General features: G+C 42.4%; 13 protein-coding genes. 6 read left to right on the top strand and 7 right to left on the bottom strand.

Annotation, left to right across the window (positions count from 1 at the left end; genetic code table 11):
- Positions 1–45 precede the first annotated feature (45 nt).
- Complete coding sequence (gene def / locus BV11031_RS10710; RefSeq protein ID WP_010328455.1) at positions 46–600, top strand: peptide deformylase; 555 nt, start codon at positions 46–48, stop codon at positions 598–600.
- Positions 601–639: 39 nt separating this feature from the next.
- Here def and BV11031_RS10715 read toward each other — a convergent pair whose 3' ends face one another.
- Complete coding sequence (locus BV11031_RS10715) at positions 640–1,413, bottom strand: Cof-type HAD-IIB family hydrolase (RefSeq protein ID WP_010328456.1); 774 nt, start codon at positions 1,411–1,413, stop codon at positions 640–642.
- 382 nt (positions 1,414–1,795) lie between these two features.
- On the opposite strand from BV11031_RS10715, the gene rnpZA reads away from it, so the two are divergent.
- Together rnpZA and rnjA are read left to right on the top strand one after the other, a co-directional pair.
- Complete coding sequence (gene rnpZA, locus BV11031_RS10720; protein ID WP_010328458.1) at positions 1,796–2,005, top strand: RNA polymerase subunit omega 1; 210 nt, start codon at positions 1,796–1,798, stop codon at positions 2,003–2,005.
- Positions 2,006–2,010: 5 nt separating this feature from the next.
- On the top strand, positions 2,011–3,678 hold the full coding sequence (gene rnjA, locus BV11031_RS10725; RefSeq protein WP_010328459.1) for a ribonuclease J1: 1,668 nt from the start codon (positions 2,011–2,013) through the stop codon (positions 3,676–3,678).
- Between the two features lie 34 nt (positions 3,679–3,712).
- Here rnjA and ade read toward each other — a convergent pair whose 3' ends face one another.
- From ade to abhA, 5 genes are all read right to left on the bottom strand, one after another.
- Positions 3,713–5,446 carry an adenine deaminase gene (ade, locus tag BV11031_RS10730; RefSeq protein WP_010328460.1) on the bottom strand — a complete coding sequence of 578 codons (1,734 nt, stop codon included), beginning with the start codon at positions 5,444–5,446 and terminating at the stop codon, positions 3,713–3,715.
- Positions 5,447–5,602: 156 nt separating this feature from the next.
- Positions 5,603–6,268: a Ktr system potassium transporter KtrC gene (gene ktrC, locus BV11031_RS10735; protein WP_010328461.1), complete on the bottom strand. Its 666-nt coding sequence runs from the start codon at positions 6,266–6,268 to the stop codon at positions 5,603–5,605.
- Positions 6,269–6,339: 71 nt separating this feature from the next.
- On the bottom strand, positions 6,340–7,167 hold the full coding sequence (locus BV11031_RS10740) for a gamma-glutamylcyclotransferase family protein (RefSeq protein WP_026014447.1): 828 nt from the start codon (positions 7,165–7,167) through the stop codon (positions 6,340–6,342).
- Positions 7,168–7,180: 13 nt separating this feature from the next.
- Positions 7,181–8,467 (bottom strand): two-component sensor histidine kinase KinC, encoded by a 1,287-nt coding sequence (gene kinC / locus BV11031_RS10745; RefSeq protein ID WP_010328463.1) that lies wholly within the window; start codon positions 8,465–8,467, stop codon positions 7,181–7,183.
- 188 nt (positions 8,468–8,655) lie between these two features.
- Positions 8,656–8,934: a transcriptional regulator AbhA gene (gene abhA, locus BV11031_RS10750; protein ID WP_003238863.1), complete on the bottom strand. Its 279-nt coding sequence runs from the start codon at positions 8,932–8,934 to the stop codon at positions 8,656–8,658.
- Between the two features lie 283 nt (positions 8,935–9,217).
- On the opposite strand from abhA, the gene mreBH reads away from it, so the two are divergent.
- The 3 genes from mreBH (at position 9,218) to BV11031_RS10765 (ending at position 11,804) form a co-directional block, all read left to right on the top strand.
- Complete coding sequence (gene mreBH / locus BV11031_RS10755) at positions 9,218–10,225, top strand: cell shape-determining protein MreBH (protein WP_010328464.1); 1,008 nt, start codon at positions 9,218–9,220, stop codon at positions 10,223–10,225.
- A gap of 100 nt (positions 10,226–10,325) precedes the next feature.
- Complete coding sequence (locus BV11031_RS10760; RefSeq protein ID WP_003238865.1) at positions 10,326–10,460, top strand: protein YkpC; 135 nt, start codon at positions 10,326–10,328, stop codon at positions 10,458–10,460.
- 111 nt (positions 10,461–10,571) lie between these two features.
- A complete protein-coding gene (locus BV11031_RS10765) occupies positions 10,572–11,804 on the top strand; it encodes an aminopeptidase (protein WP_010328465.1) in 1,233 nt (410 codons plus the stop codon).
- Between the two features lie 29 nt (positions 11,805–11,833).
- Here BV11031_RS10765 and BV11031_RS10770 read toward each other — a convergent pair whose 3' ends face one another.
- On the bottom strand, positions 11,834–12,745 hold the full coding sequence (locus BV11031_RS10770; RefSeq protein WP_010328466.1) for a ketopantoate reductase family protein: 912 nt from the start codon (positions 12,743–12,745) through the stop codon (positions 11,834–11,836).
- Between the last annotated feature and the right edge of the window lie 58 nt (positions 12,746–12,803).

Here is a 12,803-nt window from a genome sequence, read left to right on the forward strand (position 1 = left end):
GAAATCCGATATAATTTACATATTAAGCTTTAGGAGTGAAGTTTCTTGATTACTATGGAAAACATCGTACGTGACGGACATCCAGCCCTTAGAGAGACAGCTGAACCTGTTGAGCTGCCTGCATCTGACGCAGAAAAACAGCAGCTGGCCGACATGATCGAGTTCGTTAAGAACAGCCAAAATCCTGAATTGGCCGAAAAATACAAACTGCGTCCGGGCGTAGGACTCGCAGCTCCTCAAATGAATATAAAAAAACGAATGATCGCCATTCATGCGGAAGATTCTTCCGGCAAGTTATACAGCTATGCTTTATTTAACCCAAGGATCGTCAGCCATTCTGTTGAAAAAAGCTACTTAACAAGCGGCGAGGGCTGCCTTTCTGTTGATGAAGCGATTCCAGGCTATGTTCCCCGCTATGCTCGCATCAGAGTAAAAGGAACAACCCTTGAAGGAGAAAACATTGATATTCGTTTAAAAGGTTTTCCGGCAATTGTGTTTCAGCACGAGATCGATCATTTGAACGGCGTGATGTTCTATGACCATATTGATAAAGAGAACCCTTTCAAAGAACCTGAAAATGCAATTGCGATTGAGCGCTAAAAAAAATTGGCTGGCACAATTCAGTGCCAGCCAATTTTTTTATGTTAAAAGACCCAATTCTTTGACAGCGTACGCGATTCCATCCTCGTCTACCGGCTTTGTTACAAAATCCGCGATTTCTTTCAATTCTGGAACAGCATTGCCCATAGCCACGCCTGTTCCAACATACTCAATCATTTGCAGATCGTTTAATCCGTCCCCAAAAGCATATGTATCGCTAATATCAAACGGAAGGCGCTCGATCACTTTTTTGATTCCTTCAGCCTTCGAACCTCCATGCGGCAGAACATCAGTCGAGAGATCATGCCAGCGCACTAGATCAAATTCAGGAAAAGCCGCGTAAGCTTTTTCTTCTTCATCCCGGCAAAATAACAGAAGCTGAAAAATGTCTTTTCCTTCATAGAAAAGGTCATCGGTTTCTGGATAATCGGTTTTAAGGCTTCCGATTCCCTCCATGACATGAGGATGATCCGCAACAGTCGCTTTCATCGTGTCCTCAGCCATAAACACGACAGGATGTTTGCCCTCTCCCGCCTGCTTTAATAATCGTTTGATTGCCTCTTCAGGCAGAGGATTTTTATAAATCACTTGATTTTCAAAGACAACATACTGCCCATTGTAAGAAATAAACGAGTGTATACCCAGCTCTTCTATAATAGGCTTAACTAAAAACGGAGACCGCCCGCTGGCAATAAACACATGGTGCCCTTGGCGCTGCAGCTCGGCCACCGTTTTTCTCGTGCTTTCCGGTATATTCTTATCATGATCATATATCGTACCGTCAATATCAAAAAAGATTAATTTTGAATCCATTATAACTTCCCCTTTATCGTCTTGATCTGCAAATCCCACCTTCATCATACAAAAAGATTGCCATTCAGCAAACTATTTGGTTCAAAAAACACATTCAATTCCATTAATAACCACGAAAAGTCTTCCCCAATCTCCGTATACTATTTGTATAAAAGAACTATGGACAAGTTATGATGAAAGGAGGAAGGAACAAATGCTGCGCAAATTAAGAAAGAAACTCAGAAGACAATGGAACGGAATGCTCCGCAAGAAAGCCATTGCCTGACAAGGGATCTTCCGTTTTTCAAGGGATCCTTATTTTGCTCAAGGCTTTCCTTATATTCCGTTTTCGAATATAATAGAAGTAGCGAGTCTAACATACGGCATTTAAGGAGAGATTTGGATGATTTATAAGGTATTTTATCAAGAAAAGGCTGACGAAGTACCTGTTCGGGAAAAGACAGATTCACTTTATATTGAAGGCGTATCTGAGCGTGACGTCAGAACTAAGTTAAAAGAGAAAAAATTAAACATTGAGTTTATTACACCTGTTAATGGTGCATTTCTAGAATACGAACAACAGAGCGAAAATTTTAAAGTATTGGAGTTATGAGCGGTATGAAATTTGTAAAAAATGATCAGACTGCCGTTTTCGCCCTCGGAGGACTGGGCGAAATCGGTAAAAATACGTACGCGGTGCAATTTCAGGATGAAATTGTGCTGATTGATGCGGGGATCAAGTTTCCCGAGGACGAGCTGCTCGGGATTGACTACGTTATCCCAGATTACACGTATTTAGTCAAAAACGAAGATAAAATTAAAGGGCTTTTTATCACCCACGGTCATGAAGACCACATCGGCGGTATTCCGTACCTGCTCAGACAAGTGAATATTCCTGTTTACGGCGGTAAACTCGCGATCGGCTTACTTCGGAATAAACTTGAAGAGCATGGATTATTACGACAGACGAAACTGAATATTATCGGTGAAGATGATATCGTAAAATTCCGTAAAACGGCAGTGTCATTCTTTAGAACAACACATAGTATTCCGGATTCCTACGGTATTGTTGTAAAAACGCCGCCCGGAAACATTGTACATACTGGAGATTTCAAATTCGACTTTACTCCAGTCGGCGAGCCGGCAAACTTAACGAAAATGGCCGAAATCGGCAAAGAAGGCGTTCTATGCCTCCTATCAGACAGCACAAACAGCGAAAACCCGGAGTTTACCATGTCTGAGCGCCGTGTCGGCGAAAGCATTCATGACATTTTCCGCAAGGTGGACGGCCGAATCATCTTCGCTACATTTGCGTCGAATATTCACCGCCTGCAGCAGGTGATTGAGGCAGCTGTATTAAATGGAAGAAAAGTTGCCGTATTTGGACGCAGTATGGAATCCGCTATCGAAATCGGACAAACTCTCGGTTATATTAGCTGTCCTAAAAATACATTTATTGAGCATAACGAAATCAATCGTTTGCCTGCCAATAAAGTAACAATATTATGTACGGGAAGCCAAGGGGAACCGATGGCAGCATTATCAAGAATTGCAAACGGCACACACCGCCAGATTTCAATCAATCCTGGGGACACAGTCGTATTTTCTTCATCCCCTATCCCAGGCAACACAATCAGCGTGAGCCGGACAATCAACCAGCTGTATCGCGCGGGGGCCGAGGTTATTCACGGACCTCTAAATGATATTCATACATCCGGTCACGGCGGACAGGAAGAACAGAAGCTGATGCTTCGTTTAATCAAGCCTAAATTCTTCATGCCGATTCACGGAGAGTACAGAATGCAAAAGATGCATGTCAAGCTTGCAACAGATTGCGGCATCCCTGAAGAAAACTGCTTTATCATGGATAATGGTGAAGTATTAGCGCTTAAAGGAGATGAAGCTTCAGTTGCCGGCAAGATCCCTTCCGGTTCAGTATATATTGACGGAAGCGGCATCGGGGATATTGGCAATATCGTACTTCGTGACCGCAGAATTCTTTCTGAAGAAGGTCTGGTCATCGTGGTTGTCAGCATTGACATGGATGGCTTTAAGGTTTCAGCGGGACCTGATTTAATTTCCAGAGGATTTGTGTACATGAGAGAATCTGGCGACTTGATTAATGACGCTCAAGAGCTTATCTCAAACCACTTACAAAAAGTGATGGAACGAAAAACGACTCAATGGTCTGAAATCAAAAATGAGATTACGGATACACTTGCACCGTTCTTATATGAAAAAACGAAACGCCGCCCGATGATCCTTCCGATCATTATGGAGGTTTAAAAAAAGATGCACTCGCTTTGGAGTGCATCTTTTTTTATTGCAATGTTATGTGCTGGAATGACTTAACATCAAATAATCCCGTTGTCGTCATTTTGATATCAGGGATGACAGGCAAAGCCAAAAACGACAGTGTCAAAAATGGATTAAATCCGCCTGTGAAACCTACTTTCGACAATTGATCATGCAGCGACAGCAAGCTTTTATTCACCTGCTCCGCTGATTGGTCTGATAGTAAACCCGCAATCGGCAGCGGTACTGAATGAAGCTCGTCTCCATTATTTACAATGGTTAATCCTCCGCCAATTTCCTGAAGCTTATTAACTGCAGCCGCGATATCAACATCGTTTGTCCCGACGGCAATAATATTATGGGAATCGTGCGAAATGGTTGTGGCAATCGCTCCACTCTTCAATCTAAATCCATTCACAACACCAAGTCCGATTTCTTTTAACCCTTTATGCCGCTCAACAACAGCAATCTTTAACAAATCGAGCTCAGTGTCAGACTCAAAAACATGCCCTTCAGGAGCAGGAACACGTACCAGCCGTGTTTCAAGCTGATTTGGAATGATTTGAATCACATTGATTGGCTGATTTGGATCGATTGGCATATGAAAATTTTGTTTATTAAGAGGCGCAGCGAGTTTAACAGAATGAAGCAGGGCCGGTTCTGGTGAGGGAGCTGAAGCACTATCTTGATAGACTGCTTCACCACCTTCAGTAACAGTCTGTCCTTTTACCATTGTCTTTGTGACAGTGACGTTTTCCAGATCAGAAACAAAGAGCAAATCGGCGTCAAAACCCGGGGCAACCGCTCCCTTTGTATCTAATCCGTAGCATTCAGCTGCGTTAAGGCTTCCTAATTGATAGGCTAAAAAAGGGTCGAGTCCGGCTTCAATCGCCATTTTCACCTGATGATTCACACTTCCCTCTGACAATAAATCATCCACATGCTTATCATCTGTACAAAAGAAGAAACGGCGTGCGTTCTTTTCATTCACTGCCGGCAGCACACTGAGAGTGTTTTTTGCGACTGATCCTTCACGCATCATGACATACATCCCTCTTCTAATGCGATCAAGCGCTTCCTCCTTCGTTGTTACTTCATGGTCATTTAAGACATATGCAGTTCTATAAATATTAATGAGATCTGCCGATAAACCCGCTAAATGACCGTCAACCCGCTTTCCTGCAATACGGGCATCGAGCAGTTTCTGAACCATATCTTCTTCAGCCTGCTGAACTGACACATAGTCCATGACTTCAGCTAGCCCTAAGACTTCTTTCTCTTCGTAAAAAGGCTTTAAATCGGCAGCTTTAAGAACTGCGCCTGATCGCTCAAAGCTTGCGGCAGGCACACTGGAGGGAAGCATAAAATGAATATTCAGCGGTGTTTGCCGAGCCTGTTCAATCATAAATGCTATCCCTTTTTCACCAGATACATTCGCAATCTCATGCGGATCGGTAACAACTGTCGTTACACCATGCGGCAATACCGCTTTAGCGAACTCAATCGGTGTTACCATTGATGACTCAATATGTACATGTCCATCTATAAAACCCGGAACAATCATTTGTCCCTCTGCATCAATGACATTTTCGCCTTCATACTCGCCGAGGCCTACAATGACTCCATCTGTAATCGCAATATCTTCATATATCCACTCTTGATTATATACGTCCATGATTTTTCCGTTCTGAATGACGATATCAGCTTTTTGTCTTCGGGCTGAAGCATTCAGCCTATTGACCAGCTCTCCTTTATTCAAATAGGCCCCTCCTCTTTTTTATTATATGGTACAATATGCTATAGGAACGACCATGCTTAGTCAATAAAATATTAGGAAATTAACGCTCATTTCATTAAAGTCGTTATATTCTGATAATATTAAAAACACCGCCCTTTGGGACGGCTTGTTTTACTGCTATTTTGTATAGAGAACTCTTTTTTCAAAACGGGAAATGTCTGTCACTGATCCAATGACGATGAGAATATCTTCTTGATGTATCACTTCCGTTGCAAGAGGTGATACGATGACTTCCTTGCCCCTTTTGATAGCTACGATGTTAATACCGTATTTCGCACGAATATCTAAATCGAGAAGCGTATTTCCAGCCAGGCGGCTGTTAGCTACGATTTCAACAAGACTATGCTCTTCAGACAGCTCCAAATAATCAAGTACGTTATTGGACACGATGTTATGCGCAATTCGTTTTGCCATATCGCGTTCCGGGTGGACGATGTGATCGGCCCCGATTTTAGAAAGCACTTTTTCGTGATAATCGTTCTGCGCCTTCACTGTAATGGTATGAACGCCAAGTTCTTTCAGAATAAGAGTTGTTAAAATACTCGCTTGAATGTTTTCGCCGATTGCTACAATGACGTGGTCAAAATTACGCAGACCTAAATTTTTCAGGACAGATTCGTCTGTTGAATCACCGATAACGGCGTGGGATGCGATCTTGGCATACTCGTTGACTTTATCTTCGTCAATATCCATCGCCATAACCTCGACGCCTTCTTCGCTTAATGCTTTGCAAATACTGCCACCAAAACGGCCCAGTCCAATTACCGCAAATTCTTTTTTCATAATGGTGCTCCTTTACCTGACTTCATATTGATCAAATTTTATCATATTCTTTTGTAACAGTGTTAATATCGTTACCCTTTTGGCAGGGAATTCATATGCCACTTGAGCTTTTCAGCAAACTCCGATGACAAATACATCTCCGCTCCGCGTTCAATTTCAACCTGATAGTGCTGAGGCGGGGCAGTTTCCGGTTCTTTTTGGAGAACGAGAAAGGTTAAGCAATCTGTATAGCGCTCCCCACCTGCTTCAACGTCTACAAAGGCCGGCCGATACGCAAGAGATGCTACGCCCTCCCTTTTATATAAATAAGTGAGAGCAGAGAAAGGAATACGATATAAAACGCCTTCTGTTGTTCCTCCGTCTTCCATCATATCCGCTCTTGAGCCGTCTTCCCTTTTTAGGGTGAAGCGGGTTGTATATCCTTTTAAAACCGCTCTCCCTACTGGATCTTGAAAATAGTGTTCGACTCCCGCCTTTTGAAAGCGGGCATTGTCCATGCAGGACCCATAAGCAAAATAATAAACAGGATTTTGCGATTTGCTGATCATTTGATGTTCTTTCCAGTCACCGCTGCTAATTTTTGAAAAGCCGGCATATTTGGTTTTGTCCATATCATAAACAAGCGCTTTTTTGATTCCGTCATCCGTTTCTACAAGGACCGTATGTTTTTCACTACCTTGATAAAATTGATCGAGCTTATGTATACACCATTCATCTGCTTCATATAACTCGCCGCATATATAGCCTTCATCATCAAAAGCGGCTGCAGGCCCCTCATTTGAATCAAACAGACATCCCTTCGTTCTTGCCTGCTCATTGATACATACCGACTGCGCAAGCAGATGATGATTTTTTTCATGTTTTCTTAATGTCCCATATACAAACAGCAGCATGTGTATCGTCTTCCCCCTCTCAGCCGTTTGGTTTAAAAGGCAAAACAACTTGAAAGACACTGCCTTTTCCAGCTTCACTTTCGATTTTCAATTCTCCGTCATGCTCCTTCAAGATTCTTAAACAAATGGCAAGTCCGAGTCCCGTGCCCTTTTCTTTGGTTGAATAAAAAGGTTTGCCAATCTGCTTAAGCTTTTCCTGGGGCATGCCGTTTCCTTCATCTTTTACGCTTATCACGGCGTGAGAGGCTGTCTTAGCGGTTGAAATGGTAACGACACCGCCTTGTGGCATTGCCTCAATTCCATTTTTAATGATATTGATAAAGACCTGCTTCAGCTGATTTTCGTCTCCGTTAATGATACAGCTCTCTGTCTCTTTGAAATTTTTTTCTATGACGATATTGGACAAAATTGCATTGGTATCAAGCAATGTCGTAACTTGTTTCAGGATCTCGTTGAGGTGATGCGCCTTAAATGCGACCGCCTGCGGTTTTGCAAGCAGCAACAGCTCGCTGAGCACCAAATCAATTCTTTTAATCTCTGAAAAAATGATGTCAAAATAACCTTTTCTGTCTGGATATTGTGTTTTCATAATCTGAAGGAAACCGCTGACAGAGGTTAAAGGGTTTCTGACCTCATGTGCAATCCCGGCGGCAAGTTCACTTGTGATTGACAGTTTCTGTGATTCTCTCGCCAGCCGTTCATTAATCTCAATAAGCTCATCTTCGGCTTCTTTCCGCTCAGTGATATCTGACATTGTGCCCAGGCTGCCTGTAAATTGGTCATCTCGATCGTAGTAAAGTTTATAATGAACTTCTCCCCAAAAAATCGTGCCATTCTTTGTCACGTATTTTGCCGTAAACATGCCAGAAGAGGCTTTGTTTTGAATTTGGGTGTTGATGTGGTCGGCTACGTGCTTTTCTTTTATGAAGTAATCATTATACATTGTGCCCATACATTCACTGATGGAAAAGCCGGTTATGGCGGCCCACGCTTGGTTTAAATATGTAATTTCACCTTTGGCATTCGTTTGAAATACGATTTCCTGCAAATTATCCATGATGCGGTTTTTTTCTTCAGAAAGCTGTTTATACTTCCATTCATTATCCTTCATTTTTTGAACCAGCTGCTGTTTTTCATCAATATAATAAGCCAGCATCCAGACACTTGTTAACGTGACTGCAGTATACACAATATCAACAGGCCAATTAATCGGGTTTTTGCCTATAAAATAAAATAAATAATCCCAAAACATAATAAAAATCATTGCCAAGATGATGGAAATGATACGTGCTTGATATTTTCTCATATGACCACCTGCCGCTTGTGTTTCTCTATTTATTGTACCATTCTTCGACAAATAATTGAGTAAAATATGTAAAGTATCCCAAATCATTCATCACCTGATGTATATGATGCCATATCTTAGGCGGCGGATTCAGAAATCGGCAGAAAGAAAGGCGGAGATTGTTTCTTTCCGCCTTTTTCAACATGATATTATTCTTTTAAAGCGGCTTGGATTTCTTCGAGAAGCAGCTGTGCCCCCTCAGGGCTTAACGTAATCTTACCATTGCCGTATTCTTTATTATCTGAAGTGATTTCTCCGGTCATTAAACAAACCCCATGAGGTTTATACTTTTTCAAGATAATTTTATCTCCGTCAACAAAAAACTCAATGCTGTCTTTTATCGCAATATCCAATGCCCGTCTTAATTCGATCGGCATGACAATACGCCCTAACTCATCTACTTTTCTCACAACACCTATTGATTTCATAAAAAACCCTTCTTCCTTTAAATGTTTCTTTTCTCATGTAATGTTTAAGGATGAACCTCAATATATCGTAGACGTATGAAACTCAGAAAAAGTTTCCCGCTTTCTATAAGAATCACAAGATATTTTTACCATAAAACCGAAAAATGTATTACTTCTGTTACACTGTTCCATGATTTTTTACAAAAACATTTCTTTCCCGACACACACCCCCAAAAATCGCTTCATTTCTCAGAAACTTTAAATGTAGAATGATATAAAATCAGGATAGAGATTGGGTGAAAACATGTTTCAATCAACTGAAATCGGGATTGACTTAGGAACAGCTAATATACTTGTGTACAGCAAAAATAAAGGAATTATCTTAAATGAACCATCTGTAGTGGCAGTGGATACTACGACAAAAGCAGTCCTTGCGATCGGGACTGACGCGAAAAACATGATCGGGAAAACACCGGGAAAAATTGTCGCTGTCAGACCAATGAAAGATGGCGTGATTGCAGACTATGATATGACAACCGATTTGCTAAAGCACATTATGAAAAAAGCCGCAAAAAGCATCGGCATGTCGTTCAGAAAACCGAATGTAGTCGTTTGCACACCGTCAGGCTCGACAGCCGTAGAACGCCGTGCCATCAGTGACGCGGTGAAAAATTGCGGCGCGAAAAACGTCCATTTAATTGAAGAGCCGGTAGCAGCCGCCATCGGAGCGGATTTGCCGGTCGATGAGCCGGTTGCCAATGTGGTAGTAGATATCGGCGGAGGGACGACAGAGGTCGCCATCATTTCCTTCGGCGGCGTTGTTTCCTGCCACTCTATTAGAATCGGCGGAGACCAGCTTGATGAGGATATCGTTTCCTTCGTCCGGAAAAAATACAATTTGCTGATTGGTGAACGGACAGCTGAGCAGATCAAAATGGAGATTGGCCATGCTTTAATTGAGCATGTTCCTGATGCAATGGAAATCCGGGGACGCGATCTCGTGACAGGCCTTCCCAAAACCATTATGCTTCAATCTAACGAAATTCAAGATGCAATGCGTGAATCTCTCCTGCATATTCTTGAAGCCATCAGAGCTACACTTGAGGACTGCCCGCCTGAATTGAGCGGAGATATTGTTGACCGCGGCGTCATTTTAACAGGCGGCGGCGCGCTCCTTAACGGGATTAAAGAATGGCTCACAGAAGAGATTGTCGTGCCTGTACACGTGGCGCAAAACCCGCTTGAATCTGTGGCAATTGGAACCGGCCGTTCTTTAGAAGTGATTGATAAGCTTCAAAAGGCGATTAAATAGTCTTTTCCTGAAAAAATCTCACATGCAGCAAATTTCTTGCTTCTTTTTTCCTCACTCCCTTCATATTGTGGGAAATGGAGAAACGTTAAGGAGGAAACAGATGCTAAGAGATTTAGGAAGAAGAGTAGCCATCGCAGCCATTTTAAGCGGAATTATTCTTGGTGGCATGAGCATTTCTTTAGCCAATATGCCCCATTCGCCTGCAGGCGGCACTGTAAAACTGAATCATCCGTAATTTCGAAAAACCCAAGACATGTTGTTTTGGGTTTTTCACTTTTGCCTCCTTTCTTTCCTTTATGCGATCATATTTGATATGATGAGGAAAAAGCTTGAGGAGGAATGATTTATGGATTCATTTTCCCAGAAATTAAATACATATGCGCAGCTGGCGGTAGAGGTCGGCGTAAACGTGCAAAAAGGCCAATATGTAGTGGTAAACGCTTCAACAGACGTACGGGATTTTGTCCGTCTCATTGTGAAACACGCATATGAAAAAGGCGCAAAAAATGTCACGGTGAATTGGCAGGATGACGAAGTCGCCAAATTAAAATATGAACTCGCGCCGTTTGAAGCATTCGAAGAATACCCTGAATGGGAAGCAAAAGGCAAAGAAGAGCTTGCTCAAAAAGGAGCTGCTTTCATCTCTGTTGTGTCATCAAACCCAGACTTATTAAAAGGTGCAGATTCCAAACGGATCGCTGCATTCCAAAAAGCTGCAGGCAAGGCACTACATACATACAGACAATATATTCAATCGGACAAAGTCAGCTGGACTGTCGTTGGTGCGGCATCAGCGGGCTGGGCCCAAAAAGTTTTTCCCGGCAAATCAGAAGAGGAAGCGATTCAGCTTCTGTGGGAAGAAATTTTTAAAGCAACGCGCGTAAACGAAGACAACCCGGTTCAAGCTTGGATCAAGCATGATCAAAATCTTCATGAAAAAGTTGACCATTTAAACAAGAGACATTACGCCGCTTTACACTATCAAGCAGAAGGAACTGATTTAACCATTAAGCTGCCGAAAAAGCATGTTTGGGCTGGTGCGGGCAGTGTAAATGAAAGCGGCCATGAGTTTATGGCCAATATGCCGACAGAAGAAGTATTCACGCTGCCGCAAAAAAACGGGGTCGATGGAGTCGTATCGAGCACAAAACCGTTAAGCTATGGCGGAAATATTATTGAAAACTTCACCCTCACGTTTGAAAATGGCCGTATAATCGACATAAAAGCCGAAAAAGGTGAAGACATTTTAAAAGAACTGGTGGAAACAGATGAAGGTTCTCACTATTTAGGTGAAGTGGCACTTGTACCTTACGATTCGCCTATATCACAATCAAATATTCTTTTCTATAACACATTGTTTGATGAGAATGCGTCAAATCATTTGGCGATCGGGAGTGCCTATGCCTTTAACATTGAAGGCGGAAAGCAGATGTCACGTGAGGAGCTTGTCAAAGAGGGCCTAAATGAAAGCATTGCACACGTAGACTTTATGATTGGTTCTAAAGATATGAATATTGATGGAATTACGAATGACGGAAAAAGAGAGCCTATCTTCAGAAAGGGAAATTGGGCTTTTTAAATAAACAAAAGGAGGCTTTCACCTCCTTTTTATTTTTCTGCTTCATACATTTGCAGATTGGCATAAACCGTTTCTAATATAGGTGCTGCTAGAGATAAACGTTTTGCTTTTCCAAGTAAAAAGCCGTGCAGGTGGTCGCCTTCAGTCGTTTGACCGTTTTCCATATCCCGAAGCATGGAGGACTTCATATGATAAGACATGTTTGTCATCGTACGGAAGCTCTCTTCCTCAAGATCCGGATCAGCCGGAACGCCTTCTTTTCGCAGAATAGCGCCAATTTCCCCAATAAGAGTTTGCGCCGTCTGACGTCCGCCTTCTGATGCAAGTATCGGGCCAAGCGGCCTTTGAAATAATGTTGTAATCCCCGCTTGCGCCGCAATAAACAGATACTTTTTCCAAATGTCCTTCTCAATATGCCCGCTGATGATGACTTCTGCCTTGACGTCTGAAAATGCCTCTTTAAGCGCTGTTATTCGTTCCGTACGCTCACCGTTCCACTCTCCGAATACAAAACGATGGGATGCACTCGTATGATGAATTTCTCCCTTGTGATCTAGGGCACTTTCTATAAAACACAAACCGCCCAGCACCTGTTCTTTTGAAAATGCCGTAAACAGCTGCTCGTAGTGACGGTACCCGTTTAAAAAAGGGATAATGACAGATTCGCAATTGATAAACGGTTTGACATCATCGATCACTTGCTCAAGTGAATACGCTTTAGAAGCAATGATCACGACGTCAAACTGCCCTATTTCTCCGGCAGTGATTAATGCGGGCTGGAATGATACTTCCCCCTTTTCACTGTGGATGACAAGCCCGGTTTCTTTTAGCTGCTCAGCTCTTTTTTGGCGTACGAGAAATGTCACATCATTGCCTTTCTCTGCAAGGCGCCCGCCAATATACCCGCCTACTCCTCCTGCTCCGACAACTAAAAACTTCATTGTTATAGCCCCTTTCATATCTATGTAATAAAAAAAGCAGAGGAACATCTCTGCTTTT

Source organism: Bacillus vallismortis (assembly GCF_004116955.1).
Lineage (GTDB): Bacteria > Bacillota > Bacilli > Bacillales > Bacillaceae > Bacillus > Bacillus vallismortis.

What these genes read in the sequence shown, in the direction of transcription:
- rnpZA (WP_010328458.1), top strand. Translation starts at nt 1,796, where the DNA reads ATGATTTATAAGGTATTTTATCAAGAAAAGGCTGACGAAGTACCTGTT.
- BV11031_RS10760 (WP_003238865.1), top strand. Translation starts at nt 10,326, where the DNA reads ATGCTAAGAGATTTAGGAAGAAGAGTAGCCATCGCAGCCATTTTAAGC.
- rnjA (WP_010328459.1), top strand. Translation starts at nt 2,011, where the DNA reads ATGAAATTTGTAAAAAATGATCAGACTGCCGTTTTCGCCCTCGGAGGA.
- BV11031_RS10765 (WP_010328465.1), top strand. Translation starts at nt 10,572, where the DNA reads ATGGATTCATTTTCCCAGAAATTAAATACATATGCGCAGCTGGCGGTA.
- kinC (WP_010328463.1), bottom strand. Translation starts at nt 8,467, where the DNA reads ATGAGAAAATATCAAGCACGTATCATTTCCATCATCTTGGCAATGATT.
- BV11031_RS10715 (WP_010328456.1), bottom strand. Translation starts at nt 1,413, where the DNA reads ATGGATTCAAAATTAATCTTTTTTGATATTGACGGTACGATATATGAT.
- BV11031_RS10770 (WP_010328466.1), bottom strand. Translation starts at nt 12,745, where the DNA reads ATGAAGTTTTTAGTTGTCGGAGCAGGAGGAGTAGGCGGGTATATTGGC.
- mreBH (WP_010328464.1), top strand. Translation starts at nt 9,218, where the DNA reads ATGTTTCAATCAACTGAAATCGGGATTGACTTAGGAACAGCTAATATA.
- abhA (WP_003238863.1), bottom strand. Translation starts at nt 8,934, where the DNA reads ATGAAATCAATAGGTGTTGTGAGAAAAGTAGATGAGTTAGGGCGTATT.
- ktrC (WP_010328461.1), bottom strand. Translation starts at nt 6,268, where the DNA reads ATGAAAAAAGAATTTGCGGTAATTGGACTGGGCCGTTTTGGTGGCAGT.